16 protein-coding genes are annotated in these 17098 nt (G+C 35.2%); 12 read left to right on the top strand and 4 right to left on the bottom strand.

Translation table 11 applies throughout. From position 1 onward, the window contains the following. Nucleotide 1: 1 nt before the first annotated feature. From ACFX5U_RS14310 to ACFX5U_RS14300, 3 genes are all read left to right on the top strand, one after another. Complete coding sequence (locus ACFX5U_RS14310) at nt 2–3151, top strand: SusC/RagA family TonB-linked outer membrane protein (protein ID WP_400261127.1); 3150 nt, start codon at nt 2–4, stop codon at nt 3149–3151. 11 nt (nt 3152–3162) lie between these two features. Further along, complete coding sequence (locus ACFX5U_RS14305) at nt 3163–5217, top strand: RagB/SusD family nutrient uptake outer membrane protein (protein WP_038699530.1); 2055 nt, start codon at nt 3163–3165, stop codon at nt 5215–5217. Nucleotides 5218–5399: 182 nt separating this feature from the next. Beyond that, nucleotides 5400–6383 (top strand): DUF4973 domain-containing protein, encoded by a 984-nt coding sequence (locus tag ACFX5U_RS14300; protein WP_400261126.1) that lies wholly within the window; start codon nt 5400–5402, stop codon nt 6381–6383. Nucleotides 6384–6636: 253 nt separating this feature from the next. Here ACFX5U_RS14300 and ACFX5U_RS14295 read toward each other — a convergent pair whose 3' ends face one another. Then, complete coding sequence (locus ACFX5U_RS14295) at nt 6637–7614, bottom strand: hypothetical protein (RefSeq protein ID WP_400261125.1); 978 nt, start codon at nt 7612–7614, stop codon at nt 6637–6639. A gap of 929 nt (nt 7615–8543) precedes the next feature. Here ACFX5U_RS14295 and ACFX5U_RS14290 point away from each other — a divergent pair. From ACFX5U_RS14290 to ACFX5U_RS14280, 3 genes are all read left to right on the top strand, one after another. Beyond that, nucleotides 8544–8792 (top strand): DUF2625 family protein, encoded by a 249-nt coding sequence (locus ACFX5U_RS14290; RefSeq protein WP_400261124.1) that lies wholly within the window; start codon nt 8544–8546, stop codon nt 8790–8792. Next, nucleotides 8779–9207, top strand: coding sequence for a DUF2625 family protein (locus tag ACFX5U_RS14285; RefSeq protein WP_400261123.1), 429 nt, complete (start codon nt 8779–8781; stop codon nt 9205–9207). The genes ACFX5U_RS14290 and ACFX5U_RS14285 overlap by 14 nt, the downstream gene beginning before the upstream one ends. Nucleotides 9208–9609: 402 nt before the next feature. Next, the gene (locus ACFX5U_RS14280; protein WP_280566453.1) at nt 9610–10239 is read left to right on the top strand and encodes a methyltransferase; all 630 of its coding nucleotides are present in this window, start codon (nt 9610–9612) and stop codon (nt 10237–10239) included. A 9-nt stretch (nt 10240–10248) separates the two neighbouring features. Here ACFX5U_RS14280 and ACFX5U_RS14275 read toward each other — a convergent pair whose 3' ends face one another. Then, the gene (locus ACFX5U_RS14275) at nt 10249–11016 is read right to left on the bottom strand and encodes a methyltransferase (protein WP_400261122.1); all 768 of its coding nucleotides are present in this window, start codon (nt 11014–11016) and stop codon (nt 10249–10251) included. A 396-nt stretch (nt 11017–11412) separates the two neighbouring features. Here ACFX5U_RS14275 and ACFX5U_RS14270 point away from each other — a divergent pair, with 396 nt between their 5' ends. Then, entirely contained in the window at nt 11413–11856 is a 444-nt protein-coding gene (locus ACFX5U_RS14270; RefSeq protein WP_400261121.1) for an Hsp20/alpha crystallin family protein, read from the top strand. Between the two features lie 48 nt (nt 11857–11904). Here the strand turns inward: ACFX5U_RS14270 and ACFX5U_RS14265 are convergent, their stop codons facing one another. Further along, complete coding sequence (locus tag ACFX5U_RS14265; protein WP_038699517.1) at nt 11905–12345, bottom strand: thioesterase family protein; 441 nt, start codon at nt 12343–12345, stop codon at nt 11905–11907. 257 nt (nt 12346–12602) lie between these two features. Between ACFX5U_RS14265 and ACFX5U_RS14260 the strand changes: the two genes are divergently transcribed. The 5 genes from ACFX5U_RS14260 (at nt 12603) to ACFX5U_RS14240 (ending at nt 16323) form a co-directional block, all read left to right on the top strand. Beyond that, the gene (locus ACFX5U_RS14260; RefSeq protein ID WP_280566464.1) at nt 12603–13106 is read left to right on the top strand and encodes a sigma-70 family RNA polymerase sigma factor; all 504 of its coding nucleotides are present in this window, start codon (nt 12603–12605) and stop codon (nt 13104–13106) included. Then, nucleotides 13096–13737, top strand: a complete 642-nt coding sequence (locus ACFX5U_RS14255; protein WP_038699513.1) for a hypothetical protein — start codon at nt 13096–13098, stop codon at nt 13735–13737. Before ACFX5U_RS14260 ends, ACFX5U_RS14255 begins: the two co-directional genes overlap by 11 nt. Nucleotides 13738–13847: 110 nt before the next feature. Continuing rightward, nucleotides 13848–14270, top strand: coding sequence for a hypothetical protein (locus tag ACFX5U_RS14250; protein WP_400261120.1), 423 nt, complete (start codon nt 13848–13850; stop codon nt 14268–14270). Next, entirely contained in the window at nt 14191–15504 is a 1314-nt protein-coding gene (locus ACFX5U_RS14245; protein ID WP_400261119.1) for an ABC1 kinase family protein, read from the top strand. Before ACFX5U_RS14250 ends, ACFX5U_RS14245 begins: the two co-directional genes overlap by 80 nt. 33 nt (nt 15505–15537) lie before the next feature. Continuing rightward, a complete protein-coding gene (locus ACFX5U_RS14240) occupies nt 15538–16323 on the top strand; it encodes an SDR family oxidoreductase (protein ID WP_280566473.1) in 786 nt (261 codons plus the stop codon). Nucleotides 16324–16385: 62 nt separating this feature from the next. Here the strand turns inward: ACFX5U_RS14240 and ACFX5U_RS14235 are convergent, their stop codons facing one another. After that, nucleotides 16386–16979, bottom strand: coding sequence for a YceI family protein (locus ACFX5U_RS14235; RefSeq protein ID WP_400261118.1), 594 nt, complete (start codon nt 16977–16979; stop codon nt 16386–16388). Between the last annotated feature and the right edge of the window lie 119 nt (nt 16980–17098).

The raw sequence follows: 17098 nt of genomic DNA, 5'->3' as shown, positions 1-17098 counted from the left end.
CATGATGAAAAAATTCTTAATAACATGCATGTTACTGCTCGGCTTCACATCTAGTCTGTTGGCTCAAGAGATAGTCGAAGTAACCGGTGTCGTAACTGATGCCCAAAAGCAACCCTTAGTAGGGGTTAGTATTTATGTAACAGATTCACCAGGTTTAGGTACCGTTACGGATAGCCATGGTAAATATAAAATTAAACTTGAAAGATATAAGCGGTTAACATTTTCTTATATCGGTTATAATAAGCAAGAGGTATTGATTAAAGATGTGTTCGCAGTTAGTTTGGCATTACAAAAATCAGAGACGAGCGTTCTGGACGAAGTGGTGATAACAGGGACAGGGACGCAAAAACAATTGACATCTACAGGAGCTGTCAGTAGTGTAGATGTCAATAACCTGAAGTCTAATCCAACTTCTAGTTTATCCAATGCATTGGCAGGAAATGTACCAGGTGTTATGGCCATGATGCAATCTGGACAGCCGGGTAAAAATATTTCTGAATTCTGGATTCGGGGTATTTCAACTTTTGGTGGTGGTACAGGCGCATTGGTTTTGGTCGATAATATCGAACGTAACATCAATGATATTAATATTGAAGATATTGAGTCTTTCTCTGTCTTGAAAGATGCTGCGGTAACAGCAATTTATGGTTCTAGAGGAGCTAATGGAGTTATTCTGATTACTACTAAGCGGGGTAAGGAAGGGAAAATTAATATCAATTTTAAAGATGAAACGATTTATAATACCCGTACCATCACCCCTCAATTTGAAGATGGTGTAACGTACGCTAATCTCTTAAACGAATCGCGCATTACGCGAAATCAGGCACCTATCTATCAACCTGAGGAATTAGAAATTTTGCGATTAGGGTTGGATCCAGATTTATACCCAAATGTGGATTGGCAGGACTTGTTGCTGAAAGATGGTGCAATGACCTATAGAGCGAATCTCAATATGAGTGGGGGTGGACCTACAGCTCGTTACTTTGCTTCAGGGAGCTATGTGGAAGAAGGTGGAATGTATAAGATTGATGAAACGTTGCGTAATGATTACAATACCAATGCAAATTATAAACGTTGGAACTACCGTTTGAATACAGATTTTAATATCACAAAAACTACGGTGGCTAAAGTTGGTGTTGCAGGATCCTTAGATAAACGAAACAGTCCGGGATTGGGAGATAATGATTTTTGGGGTGTACTTTTCGGATATTCGCCCATACGAACGCCAGTTATGTATTCCAATGGGTATGTACCTGCTATCGGTGAAGGAAATCAAACGAACCCATGGGTTGTCGCAACACAAACAGGCTTTAACGAGAATTGGACAAATAGTATACAGACAAATGTATCCATAGAACAGAATTTCGATTTTATTACCAAAGGGCTTCGAGCTAGAGGGATTGTCGGATTCGATACTAACAATAAAAGTAATATATCTCGTCGTAAATGGCCTGAGCAATGGCGTGCTGAACGTGCTCGAGATGAAAATGGGGATCTAGTTTTTACACATGTTTCCGATCCCAGTGAAATGTTCCAAATGAGTGGTGCTGAAGGTGAAAGACGTGAGTTTTTAGATTTAATGTTCAATTATGATCGTAGTTTTGGTAATCATAATGTAGGTGGGGTAATTCGGTTTACACGTGATGCTTTGGTAAGAACGGTAAACATTGGTGATGATATCAAAAATGGGATATCCAGAAGAAATCAAGCTTTGGCTGGTCGGGTGACCTATAATTGGAAAAATAGATATATTACTGATTTTAATTTTGGCTACACCGGTTCTGAAAATTTTGCTATTGGACAGCAATATGGTTTTTTTCCGGCACTCTCAGCTGCCTGGAATGTCGCAGAAGAACCCTTCATCAAAGAAAATTTGGATTGGATCAATATGTTTAAGATACGGTATTCTTGGGGTAAAGTGGGAAATGATCAGTTGAAAGTTGGAGATAGTCAAGAACGATTTCCATACTTATATACCATTGAGGAGATCTGGCGGAGGAACGCTGATGGGAGTTTTGCGTTAGATGGCAATGGTAACAAAATACCTGATGGAGGTTATCAGTGGGCTGACTATGGTTTCGATCGGTACTATCAAGGAATGAAATATGCACAAGTAGCATCACCGTATGTAACCTGGGAGATGGCAACAAAACAAAATCTAGGTTTTGATATTGCTCTTTTTAATGATAAGGTCATTGCGAATCTTGATTTTTTCAATGAAGAGCGAACGGGTATTTATATGGAGCGAAGATTTTTACCGGCGATTGTTGGGCTTGAAAGTACGCCAAGAGCCAATGTTGGGGCAGTGCGATCAAGAGGTTTCGATGGACGATTTGAGTATAAGCAAAATATTGGAGAAGTCAGTCTTACCGCAAGAAGTAACATCACGTATAGTAAAAATGTTATTTTGGAAAGGGATGAAGAGAACAATGTGTATGGTTATCAGAATGAGCGTGGTTTTCGCGTTGATCAGGCCAAAGGATTAGTCGCTTTGGGTCTTTTTAAGGATTATGATGATATCCGGAATAGTCCGAAACAAAATTTCGGAAATTATCAACCTGGAGATTTGAAATATAAAGATATCAATGGTGATGGTGTGATTGATGATGGTGATCGAGTGCCCATCGGTGCTACCAGACGACCGAATTTGATTTATGGTATTGGTGCTTCCGTTAGTTGGAAAGGAATTGATCTTAATGTGCATTTTCAAGGAGCAGGGAAATCTACTTTTTCAACCTATGGAAAGACTGTACATGCATTTAGTGAAGGCGAGTGGGGGCAAGTCATGAAAGGCGTGATGGGTGATAACCGTTGGATTTCTGCGGATATTTCAGGAGATCCAGCTACTGAAAACCCTAATGCTTCTTATCCCCGTTTAAGTTATGGGGATAATCCTAATAACTTTAGGGAGTCTACTTATTGGCTTAGAAATGGCCAATACTTGCGTCTGAAAACTTTGGATATCGGTTATTCCATTCCAAAATCTTTGGCCAATCGGATAAAGACCAATAACATCCGTATTTTTCTTGTTGGTAGTAATTTACTGACATGGTCAAAATTTAAGCTTTGGGATCCTGAACTTGCTAGCCCTAGAGGAGAAGACTACCCGCTTCCCAAATCATTTACATTAGGCTTAAGTGTTAATCTATAAATTGAAAAGAAATGGAAAAGAAGATATATTTCCTGTTATTTCTTGTGTTTAGCACAAGTTTTATTTCCTCCTGTAAAAAAAATTATCTAGAATCTGATCAATATTTTAAGGATCGGATTACGATTGAAAAAGTGTTTAAAAGCAAAGTGTATACCGAAGAGTGGTTAGCGCATGTTTTTGGGGAATTAAAAGGTGAGAATGTCGATGTGGCCAGTAAAGGACTTACACCGCATAATTTTGCGGATGATATGTATTATGGCGATCGAGATAAGGATTTTGATCCTTCAAAGAATGAACTGTCATACAATATGTTCAAAATGGGCCTTTATGGCGAGAATGACAAACAGGGTACTTGGACACAATGTTACAGAGGGATTCGTAATGCGACTACTTTTATTCATAATGTCTATATGAATACAGAAATGACTCCTGTTGAAATTGAAGATTACCGAGGGCAAGCGCGCTTTGGAAGGGCTTATCTTTATTGGTTACTATTACGGAAATACGGACCCATTCCATTATTGCCAGATGAGGGAATCGATTATACTGAAAGTTATGAGGATATCGCTACTGCACGAAATACATATGAGGAGTGTGCAACATTTATTGCGGATGAGATGTTGCTAGCAGCGAAAGAAATGGAAAAACTGGGAATGAATCGTGGTCAAGATGGGTCTGCTCGTCCTAGTTGTGGGGCGGCATTGGCCACACGTGCCAAAGTATTGCTTTACGCAGCAAGTCCGCTCGCAAATGGAAACACATCAAGTTTTGCTGCAAGATTGGTTGATGATACCGGTAAAAAATTACTTTCAGCCGATTATCAAGGAGAAAAATGGGCAAAGGCTGCTGCCGCAGCAAGGGATGTAATTGAACTAGGAGTATATAGACTGTATTGGGTTCCGCTACAAGAGACAGGTGAGGATGCAACAGTTATATCTCCGAAAGACAATAATTTTTCAGAAAAAAATTGGCCAGAAGGTTGGGCAAATATCGATCCAGCCAAATCATATGCACAAGTGTTTGACGGTACGTTGCAAGCTTCGGGGAATCCTGAGCTAATTTTTACAAGAGGTAATAATCAGGATGGTGAAAGTATAGCTTCTATGGTCATCCACCAGTTGCCTCGTTCTGCAACGGGTTGGAATACGCATGGACTTACCCAGAAGCTCGTTGATGCATATTATATGAATGATGGGAAAGACGCGCCCGGTAAAGATAGTGAGATCGGACGTGGAAATGGATCTAACCGTCTAAGTGGCTATGTGTCGGAAGAAGATTACAACGCTGGGAAGTATAAGCCTTTGAGAGAAGGGGTTTCGTTACAATACGCAAATAGGGAACCTAGATTTTACGCTTCTGTTGCTTATAATGGTAGCTTTTGGACGTTGCTTAATGAGACTTTAGAACGTAATCGTAATCAACAGGTATTTTATTATCGCGATGATACGAAAGGTAATGGATTCAACTCTTCCAATGCATATTGGCTACGTACAGGTTTTGGAGTGAAAAAATTTGTTCACCCAAGTGATACTTATGAAGGTGGTAGTGACTCACGTGTAATTTCAAAAGCTGAACCTGCTATTCGCTATGCAGATATTTTATTGGCATATGCAGAGGCGCTAAACGAACTTGATGGCTCTTATACTATTCCATCATGGCGAGGTGGGGATTATGCTCTCAGCCGCGATATAAGTCAAATACAACGAGGTATTCATCCGATTCGAATTAGAGGTGGTGTACCCGATTATCCATCTCAGGTATATAGCAACAAGAGTGAATTAAGAAAAACATTGAAGCGGGAACGTTTTATAGAATTAATGGGAGAAGGACAGCGCTATTATGACCTACGTAGGTGGATGGATGCTCCTATAGAGGAGGCGTTGCCTATTTACGGCTGTAATGTATTGATGAATTCTAAGGAGAGGGATCTCTTTCATAGACCTGTGGCCGTATGGACACTTAAAACGAGTTTTGCGGATAAGATGTGGTTCTGGCCGATTAGTCATAGTGAACTTAAACGTAATAAACGACTGACACAAAATCCAGGATGGACATATAATGATTAAATATTTCATTTAAAGCTGCATGAACTAATAGAAGTAAGAATTTCAAGGGTTAGCTGATTACGGTCATATATGCCCGGTAGACATTTATAAAGCTGAAAATAAGATGGATGCCTATAAAATAAAAAGAGAGGTTAACAAACTTATTTATGCCATTTAAAATTTAAACTCATAATAATAGTCCAATGAAAAAAACATATATACAACTCTTTCTGTTCTTATTGCTGCTTGTATTTAGTGGATGCAATGATGAATGGAAAGATGAACAATTTGAAAATTTTGTTTCGTTTAAGGCTCCTTTGACAAATGAAGGAGTATCTAATATCTATGTTCGTTATAAGGGAGATCAAAAAACTACTTTCATGCTGCCATTAATCGTTAGTGGATCTACTTTAAATGATAAAAACATGACCATTAATGTTGCTGTAGATGCTGATACATTGAATATTTTGAATTATGAGCGCTTTCAAAACAGGGAAGATTTTTATTATAGAGAGCTCAATAGTCAATATTTTTCCATTTCCCCTACAGTAGGTATTAAGTCAGGCGAAAATACTGCTTTAATGCCTATCGATTTCACGCTCAAAAATATTGATATGGTTGATAAGTGGGTGCTTCCACTAACCATTTTGGATGATGTTTCCAATGGATACAAAGTGAATCCACGAAAACATTACCGTAAAGCACTATTGCGTATTTTTCCCTTTAATAATTATTCGGGTACATACAGTGGCACTGCACTAAGAACTAGTATGGAAGGCTATGAAAATGAAACTCCTATTGTTAAAAGTGAAATTCGGAGTTATGTGGTTGATGAAAATACCATTTTCTTTTATGCAGGAAACATAGATGAAGAGCGACAGGATCGTGGTCAATATAAAATTTATGCAACTTTTAACGAAACTGGTGGAGTTAGCTTAAGGGCTGATAATGCTAATATAAAGTTTAAAGCTAATAAAGACGCGAGTTATACGATTTCAGAGCAGATGGACGCTGTACGTCCTTACCTTTTGCATCGGTATATAGCCATCAATAACATCGACTATCAATTTACCGATTACACTATGGTTCCTAATGTTGATATTACATATAAGGTTTCTGGCTCATTGATTTTACAACGGCGGTTGAATACGGAGATTCCAGACGAAGATCAATCTATCGAATGGTAAAGGAAGAAAAACCGTACGCGGTCAAAGGAAAACTAGTTTGGTGATTTAGTTTGTAGGGAAATGCGGAGTGTAAAAGCTTCGCATTTTTTGTTTAACGAAATTGATCGCGAATTGTAATAGTTCTTTTATTTTTAGAAGGCTACTATCTCGTTGTGTTTTACGAGTAGTATCCTTCTAAAATTTGTATATGCCTTTTTTGATCAAAAAATATTTACTTTTAAATCATGTTTTTCAGAATTGGCAGTGTAAATCATTATCTATTAATAATTGGTTCATTTGTCTGTGCTAATCGCTGTGAGCCGTTATTGGCAGGACATGAGATATCATCCGTAGCATCATAGATTATTTTTTCACCTTCTTTTATTAATTCTTCGGGTACATAGATCTGTACCCGTGTAATGCTATAACCGCTAGGGAAATAGCGCATGTAGTAGCCATCGGGATGTAAAGTCCAAATTCCACTTGGAGTATCTGCTCTAGGTGTTGCCATTCCAGCTAGAATTGCATATTTTTCGAACTCTTCGTAAGAATAGTTTCCTGAAGATACGAGATTACGGATGTTATTTTCAGCCTCAAAAATAGCTTGTATGGATTCTGGTAGTTGCTCTTTAGCTGCGGCCATTGCATCAAAAGGTAAAACTCCTAGTGCACCTCCTTCGAGTTGGAGTAACTGTTTTGGTGTTAGTAATGTCAATGCTGTTGCTTTAACTGGCCCTGCGTAGTCGATAAATTTTGTTTTAGCTATTATTGTCCATAAAAGCATCTGGATATCATTTTGTTTTACTTCTGGATGATTTTCGGCACTTTTAAGTATGGTAGTAACAACTTCTTTTTTCTTACCTAACGAGGGTGCATACATATAGCCATCCCCTGACGAGGGTGCATGAGTTCCAGCTTTTAAGCAGTAGCTTTTGTTTGTCATCTCGAAATGACCAGCTTGCAAGATAAAACCATCATTGCCATTCCGGGGTAGATCCTGTAATGGTTTATAGGTTGCCTCTTGTTGAAAGCTAGGCATTTGTTCACCATTTCTATCTACATCTTCAAAATTTGTGGATATGGCTTCAGGCTCTTTAAGTAATTTGTCCAAACCTAGCGCTTGTGTGCCCTTACTTGATACTACTTTTCCGACTTTATTAAGCAAGCCACCAAATTGTGCAGTTGCAAGTTCTGTTGACAGTATAAAACATAACGAAAGTGATAGTTTTAATACTATTTTTTGAATTTTCATAATATGCTATTTATGGTTAGTTTTTATTTCTATCAAAATGAATGTAAATGATGTTCATCTTTTTACTTATTTACTAAATAGTAAAAGTCGTTATCATTTATTGGAAATGTATACATCGAAAATTAAGTATATATAAAATTACAAATAATATTTTGTGATTTCCGAACTTACTATATTGTCATTTCCGAACTTACTCTATTGTCATTTTAGAATTATACTATGTATGGATAGATGGGAGGTATTGAATACTATTAAAGCATCTCTCCATAAATCTGAAGTGGCATGTTGTAGTATAAATTTCTTCGGACAATCTCTATATATTGAAAGTTAGCATTATTGTTAGCAAGATACCAATAGGATGTTTAAATATTTATTGAGATTAATATGCGGTTTTGGAGGAAAAACAAAAGGTTTTCAAACGGGGAGAATGAAAACCTTTATAACCAATTATAAACCTAAATTATGATGCAACAAATATAGTGTTATTTTCACACTAAGTCAAGCTTTTTTTTAATATATTTTCTACTATTGTATAAATGAATAGTGTAAACATTAATTTAATACTATTGGTTAAAGGAAAAAGTGAAATATCACGAATTGAAGTTCTTTCTTTCCTGTTATTCATTTCTTTTTTATTTCTTTGTAATGAAGTGTCTTCAGTAATTTTGTGGATAGGTTTATTAGCCTGCTGTGGATAACAATTTTTTGATTATTGTTCGTGAACTACCAAATTTGGTTTGTAATCGTGCAAATAAATAACAGAGTTAACTATCAAAATATTCGAATATATTTCGTCTATTTCTTGATATTATCGTTGTTTATAGTAAGTCGAACAAAGCTATGTGCAAATATGGCTGGTATAATTCTGAGTTTATTTGTGATTATAAATTTTTATAATTACTATATGGATTTTTTAAAGAGAGTATGTGATGAAAACGTTAAAGGAATTAATTAATAAAGAGGCATTGGGCTGGGCTGCGGTCAAAAAATTGATGATGAATTCGAAGAATGCTGTTCAAGTTTTACCTAGGAGTCCTAAACGAGCAGATGAAGAATTGCTAAGATTACAAATTTCGACTAAATCTCCTGTAGGAGCTATCGTTTTTGAAACTGGAGGAATTCTTGTTGATGATGGTTGGTTGCGTATCTTAGGTTCAGGTTTCTATGAAGTTGAATAGGGGTATGATGGAATGGAATAAGGGGAAAAGCTATATAAATGAAGGAGAAAAAGGCGGCTTTTTATTAGTTGCGGAGGATGTTATTGGAGGGTATTTTGCTATTAACGCAGGAGAGTTAGGGGACGAAATTGGTAAAATATATTATTTTGCACCAAATACCTTACGTTGGGAAAGTTTGGAATGCGGTTATTCTGAATTTATTAATTGGGCTTTTAATGGTGATTTGTCGCTCTTTTATGAAGCATACAAATGGGATACTTGGAAAGAAGATGTTACTGCTATTGATGGCAATCAGGTCTATTCCTTAATGTTGAGCGGTATAAGTCAAGATGAGCTAATAAAGAGTGCTGCTAGTAAAAAAGTTGTTTCTGTGCAAGAACAGATTCTATCAGCTTTGAAAGCATTAGACTCTTAATTTTACAATGTGAAAGTTTTAGAAAAAAAAATTAGAACTTTCACTTAACATTATTTGGATAGCTAGGGTTAGTTCACGGATCGTATATTTTTTAAAATATAGTAGGATATTAAATTCTCACTTAGTGATGTTTCGTTTTAAGTTACTGAATATTAATGCTATAGGATGGTTTTTTAGTAAAAACAAAAGGTTTTCAAACGGGGAGAATGAAAACCTTTTTAACCAATTATAAACCTAAATTATGATGATACAAATATAGTGTTAATTATACACTAAGCAAAAATATTTTGTCATTTATTTTAATAAATGACAAAATAATGTCTTTGTTTTATTAAAAATAGTGATATCACGTTTTTTTAAGAGGAAGTGATGTCATTAATTTTGATTAGAAATTGTTTTGTAATGGAGAAGAGAAAAGAAAAACATCTTTCAATAAAAAAGGAAAAGGATCAGATTTTGGATCAACACTATTGGGATTTGAGGTGGAAAAACAATCTTATCGGTTGGGATCTTGGATGTGCTTCTCCGCCGATTACGGCTTATATGCGTGAATATTCTAATCGGAATGCTGCTATTTTAATAGCTGGCTGTGGAAATGCTTATGAAGCAGTCTATTTATTAGAAAATAAATTCACTAATATAACACTGATTGATATCGCTCCAAATGCTATAGAGCAGTTGAATGAGAAATTTAAAGGAAATCCTTTTGTGCAAATTATCTGTGCTGATTTTTTTAAGCATCAAGGACAATATGATTTGTTGATTGAGCAAACTTTCTTCTGTGCCATAGTACCAAACAGACGTCAGGAATATGTAGAGAAAGTATCTTCATTACTAAAGCCAGGCGGTAGACTAATAGGAGTGCTTTTTGATGAAATATTGAATAGAATTGGTCCTCCTTTTGGCGGTGATTTGCTAACTTATCAATCTCTTTTTTCAGCTTATTTTGATATTAAAAGAATGCAGAAGTGTTTTAATAGTATAGGACCACGTGAAGGAAAAGAAATATTCATTAATCTGGAAAAGCGATAATTAAAGTTTTTAAGGTTTTCTTCCATAAAGCAATAGTCTTTTGAATGCATAAATATTAGGAAATTTGATGAATTTTTGTTCAATACGTTTCTTATATGCATTGATAAATTCTTCTTTTTGATTGTCTTGGAATCTATCCAAGTAAGGAATTAATGCTGATCCAGATATAAAGTCAAATAACTCTTGTTTATTTTGAGCGATGATGGGGTATACTTTTTGAATAACTTGTATATTGATTAATCCAGCATTGTACATTATTTGTGTATACTCATCGATTGATAACAAGGGGGATTCTTTTTTCCATCCCTTTAAATAACTTTTGAACGGTTCCTCTTGCACTAATATTAATAGAATTTGATTCAATATATTAAGAGTCTGCATTGGCATTTGAACTGCAAATTGACCATTGGGGAGTAGTAGTGATAGAAGATTTGGAAACAACGTATGATGGTTATTTGACCATTGTAATGCGGCATTGCTAAATATCAAATCCCATTTTCTTTTGGAATCTAGAACCTCTTCAGTCGTAGCTTGTTTGAAAGATAATCTATCGTGGGAGAATTGTAAGGATTCTGAAAGCATAGCTTCGGATGGGTCAACACCCAAAAAGCGAGAATTTTTAAGCTTTTTAGTTAAGATAAACGTTTGTTCACCTGTTCCACATCCAATGTCAATACAATTTTGTGATTTTTCATCTGTTATCAGTTCGATTAAATCATAAAAAGGTTGATAACGTATATCTTTAAAGCGATTATAAATTTCCGGATTCCAATTCATATTGTTGTATTAAAATTAAAACGTAAGTGATCTTTTTAATCAAACAAGCATCTATACTAGCATGAGAAATTATAAGATTAGCATTGTTGCCTATTCAACACATTCAAAAGGATTAAATAGCATTTTTGTTTGTTAAGAAAAGCATATTCATTAAAATGAGATTGGTGATCCATGAATATTTAAGTTTTTATACATACTTTATGTAGTTGTAACTGTTTTGATTTACAGTTGATTGATGTTTTTTTACAGTTAAACTGACAATATGGCATTTCAATTAAATATTTGTAGACTTTTTGTCATCTAGTATTTTAGTTTTCCATTTTGGTATGGGAATTGAAATGTAGATGTAAATTGGATATAATAAATAAAGTATAAACATTAAAAGGAGGATAAAAAATGGCATTAATTAAATTTCCAACAAAAAGCTTGAATACCGATTCTGTAAATCCGTTTGTAAGTACAGTATTTGATAATTTGTTTAACGATTCTTTTATTTCAGATCGTTTAATCTCTCGTGTTCCAGCAGTTAACATTTCTGAGACGGAACAGGCTTTCCGAATTGAATTGGCTGCACCTGGTCTTTTGAAGTCAGATTTTAAAATTAACGTGGATAAAAAAGTCATTACTATATCTGCTGAGAAAAAGGAAGAATCGGTTAGTGATGAAAAACTATTTAGTAAAAGAGAGTTTAATTACACTTCATTTTCTAGGTCGTTTGCTTTACCTGAAACGGTAGATCATAGTAAGATCGACGCAGTATATGAAGGTGGTGTTCTGATTGTAACAGTTGGCAAAAAAGAAGATGCTATTGTTGCAAAAAGATTAATAGAAGTTAAGTAATATACGTTAGCAAGAAAAGCTTCCAGGATTTTATCCTGGAAGCTTTTTTTATTCTATGATTTCTACGTAATCCTCCGATTTAGGGATTTTATTGATGAAATGGTTCCATTCGTCGGGGATACGTGTTAGTTTTCTCTTTTCTAAATCTAACCAAGCACCATCAACAATAACCGTCGCACTCTTCGTTTCATCAGATTTAAAAACGCTATGTCGAAATGAAAAACGACTATTTGTTATATTGAATTTGGTTAGTTCTACTTCAACATAAATATTTTCATCCAAAAGAATTTCACGGTGGTAGATTAATTCTTCTCTAAATAAAATAGGACCAATCTTGTAGTCTGCGAACTGTTTCAGTGACAGACCGATTCCATTTAGCATGTTGCTCCTTGCTTGAGCGCAAAAATCTGCATAGGCAGAATGACGTAAATGTCTATTAGGGTCAATCTGGGCCCAAAGCACCTGGCCTTTAAAAAATATTTTATTCATATGCCGCTATATTTTGGTTATTAAACTAATTTAGAGAATTAAATTGTAAATCCTTAATCAAGCTGTACTGCAAAAGAAAATAGAAATTTCCTGTTGTTATTAAATTATGGAGTGATTTGAAATAGAATATGGAAATGATATTTTGATGTTTACATCATAATATCATTTTAATTTTTGATTTGTGTAACATTTAATAAAAAAAGGAACTAATTCGGTATGTTGAATTTTATTTACGGGCAAACGATTAAGAAATAACTGTGAAGTCAGCCGAGCAACAATTTTTGGAACAAATAGAGCGGAATAAAGGTGCTATCATTAAGGTGTCTCGTATGTATATGGACAACTTGGAGGATCAGCAAGATTTATTTCAGGAAATTGTTATGCAATTGTGGCGTTCTTATGCATCTTTCAGAAGAGAGAGTCTATTCTCCACTTGGCTATACCGTGTGGCGATTAATACGGCTTTAATCTATCTAAAGAAAGAGAAAAGAAGACCGGATCAACACGAATTGACGAGTGATATCGATGTGACAGAAGATTTGGGTACGGAAGATAAGGAAGAACAATTACGCTATTTTTATCAAGCAGTTCAGTTCCTTAATTCAGTAGAGAAAGCACTGATTTTCTTGTTTTTGGAAGGACAGAGCCATCGTGATATTGCGACAAATTTGGGTATTTCAGAGGTCAATGCTCGCGTGAAATTGAACCGAACAAAAGAAAAATTGCAACAGATTATTAAAAGGCAAGGTTATGAATTTTGATGAATTTAAAGAAAAATGGAATAATCAATCGGAAAATAGCTTCGAGGTTAATTCAAGTCTTAATCATTATAAGTCAGTAGGTAATATTCTCGCAAGACTGCGTAAAAATATTAAAATTGAGTTTATATCATGGTTATGCGCCATCATTTTCTTATTGGTACTCCCTAATATTGAAATATATAAAATTACTGGGTATGCGAAGGTCGCCTATTATTTTTTGTTACTTCAGATGGGGTTGGCTAGTTTATTATATTATAAAAAATTCTTTTATTTCTATCGTAGTACTAAACAATTTGAATTGTTGAGTTCTCGAGAAAATCTACTGAAACTATATTATGACTTGAAATTTTCAATTGAGACGTATAAGATGTCTTCTTATTTACTGTTTCCTCAAGGAATACTTATTTGTTTTATATTTTTCTCTCTTGGGCATGCAGGAGAATGGTTAGATAAGATTTATAATCTTGGAGAAACCTGGAATCAAGAGCCTTCTTTTATTGTGCTCCTAATATTGGGGCTTGTTATAGGACTGGTGTTTTTAGTAATCTGTATCGAGACGATGAGTTATTATTATTATGGGAAATATTTGAAAATGATAAAGGATAATATGGATGCTCTTGAAGAGGAGTAGTAAAAGGGGAATTGCACTTTGTTTTAATTTTTGGTAAACTATAAAATTATTGTTCTGTAGGCGATTTGTAGCAGGGTTTTTGTAACTTGATTACTAAATAGAAACAGGTTATGATCCAGAATTCAGCTAAAAAATTGCAGCGAAGTTCTCATATTATTAGTGTACTCGCTAAATATGGATTTCGTGATATATTGACTAGACTACCATGGAATACCAATAAAACTTCACTAGAGATAGGGGTTGATATCGCTAATATTTCTGTGTATAGACGTATTCGTATGGCGCTAGAGGAATTGGGGCCTGCTTTTGTTAAGCTTGGTCAGTCTGCTTCTACGCGTGAAGGATTGCTACCTAGAGAATTGGTGGAAGAACTTAAGTATTTAGAAGATCGTGTGGATCCGTTTACAGTTGAAATTAAAAGTTATATCGAGCAGGAGCTGAATATTCATTTTGATGAACACTTCTCACATATCGAATCAGAAACCTTTTGCTGCGGCTTCTATCTCACAGGTGTACAAAGCGAAATTAACTGACGGGAAAGATGTCGTTGTAAAGGTGCGGCGGCCTCAAGTTGATGAGGTTTTGAAAACAGACCTGTCGTTGATGAAAGATATCGCGCGCATATTAGTTGGTTATAGTGAACCCTTACAAAATCTTAATTTACCTTTAATTGTTGATTCATTTGCGACAACTTTGATACAAGAAATTTCACTACTGAATGAACGTCATAATATCGAACGCTTTGCCAAAAATTTTAAAGGGAATAATCTGATTACAGTTCCGAAAGTATATCCAAAATTAAGTTCGGACCGGGTTTTGACAATGGAGTATATGAATGGAGTCAAAGTGACAGATAAAGAGAAACTGAAGGCCATGGGACTAGATTTGGAAGAAATCGTGGATAATGGAATCAATCTTTATTTGGAACAAGTGATTGTACATGGTTTCTTTCATGGAGATCCACATCCTGGGAATTTAATGGTTCTTCCAAACGGTAAGCTGGCCTTTATTGATTTCGGTAACATGGGTAAGCTGCTGGCTATTGATAGGCAAAATCTTGAAGAATTCATTCAGGCTGCTGTCTCATCCAATGCCATACATCTGGCCGATACAATCGAAGATGTTGCTATAGTTAGCAATATCCCTGATCGTGCTCAGTTTGAAAGGTCTCTTTATGAGATTTTTGATTTAATTGAGAACGTGTCTTTAGGTGATATTAGTTTAGAATCTTTACTTGATAAATTATGGAATATTATAGGGGACAATCGTTTGTATTTTCCAGAGTATATCTATCAGTTAATTCGAGGTATATCCTTGATGGAAGGTATTGGTAGGCAGCTCAATCCTCATTTGAATATAATGAAAAGTATTAAGCCATTTGCTAATCGCATTATGCGTGAGCGGATGGACCCCAAATACTTATTTGAAAAGGGGAAAAATAAAGCATTTTCTTTTGCCCGTGATATTGAGAAGCTTCCTGATGACCTCAGAGGTTTATTTAGGCAAATTAAGTTAGGAAATTTTACACTAAATCATCACTTGATTAGTGCTAAGACATTTACACAGATTATCCGTAAAGGGATTAATCGTATCGTTATAGGTATTATGGTTTTGTCTCTAAATATGTTAGCAGGTATGGTGATAATTGCGCATGTTGAGCCTAAATTTTTAGGCATCCCGATTTGGGCTTGGGTATTCTTAGGTACTTCTTTTGCATTATCTATTTACCTGTTTACTGCTATGGTTCGAGCAAGAAATAATGATTAATTTGCTCGATTTAGAAAATATAAGAAACTGATTATGGATATAGATTTAGGAAATAAAAAGGCATTAGTGGGAGCGAGTTCCGGTGGCATAGGATATGCTATTTCGCAGCAGTTAGCCTTGAATGGTGCTTCGGTAACTTTGATGGCTAGAAATGAGGTGAAGTTGAAGCGGGCTTTGGCTGGATTGGATAGAAGTAAAGGGCAGGTGCACCAATATCTTGTCGTTGACTTTGATAATTTTGAGGAATTTAAAACAAAAATTTCAAATTATTTTGCCCATCATGTTGTTGATATTTTGGTTAATAATACAAATGGGCCTAAAGCTGGCTCTATTGCTAATCAATCTTTGGATGACTACCAAGATGCTTTTGATTTATTATTTAAGACACATTGTTATACAACGGAATTGGCATTGGCTCATATGAAAGAGTTAGGTTACGGGCGAATCATAAATGTGTCTTCCTTGACAGTGAAAGAACCGGTGTCTAATTTAGTGTTGTCAAATACAATCCGTACGGCACTGATGAGTTGGAGCAAATCTCTAGCTAAAGATATTGCATCTCATAATATAACGGTAAATAGTGTTTTGACAGGTCTTTTTGATACTGAAAGAATTCAATCATTGACGCAGTTGGATGCGGACCGTCTTCAAATTTCTTATGAGGCGGCCTTGGCTCTACGTTTAAAACAGGTGCCAATGGGCAGATTGGGTAAGCCTGAAGAATACGGTTATTTAGTTGCATTTATTTGTTCAGATTATGCTAACTATCTAACAGGGGCAAGTATTCCTTTGGATGGTGGAATGATGAACTGTTTTTAATAAAATAAAGCCCTTAAAGAATTATCTAAAGGGCTTTATCTTGTTATAATGTATTTACTCCATTAGTCTAATACAAGCTCTGTATTTACGGTAATCTCTACATTTGAAGATACAGCTTCTATTCCTGATGGTAACTTGTCGTTATACTTTATGCCGAAGTCAAAACGATTGATGGTTGTTTTAGCTGTGAATCCAGCACGTGTTTTTCCCCAAGGATCTGTAATAATTCCGTTATTTTGAGTTACATCAAAAGTAACTTTTTTCGTTACATCTCTGATGGTTAAGTCAGCTATTAATATGTATTTTCCCGTTTTCACTTTTTTAAATGATACCGATTTTAAAATCATTTTTGGGTATTTTTCAGCGTTGAAAAAATCATCAGTTTTTAGGTGACTATCACGTGCTTCGATGCGTGTGTTAATACTGTTTACATCTATTACGAAGTTAATTTTTGCATTATTGAAGTCTTCTTTATTTGCAGCATCAATTGAACCGGACACTTTTGTAAATTCCCCGTCAACAAAACTAATACCTAAATGATTTACATCAAATCTTGCGTTCGTATGTGCAGGGTCTGCACTCCATTTTACTTGTGCTACGGCTCCGTTAATCATTAAGGCTGCAGCTGCTACAATTTTAAAAAAATTATTCATCATGTTTCTTTTAATGTTTTAACAGTAAGCTTATTCAATGTGCTATGTGAAGAACAAACTGGCTGTTGTATTTTACTTCTACAAAAATCTGAAAACGTTTTCTTTTAAAGATTGACCTACAT

Origin of the sequence: Sphingobacterium sp. SG20118 (assembly GCF_044740685.1) — a bacterium.
Lineage (GTDB): Bacteria > Bacteroidota > Bacteroidia > Sphingobacteriales > Sphingobacteriaceae > Sphingobacterium.
Note: the sequence above shows the minus strand (reverse complement) of the source record. Positions and strands in the feature narration are given on the sequence as shown.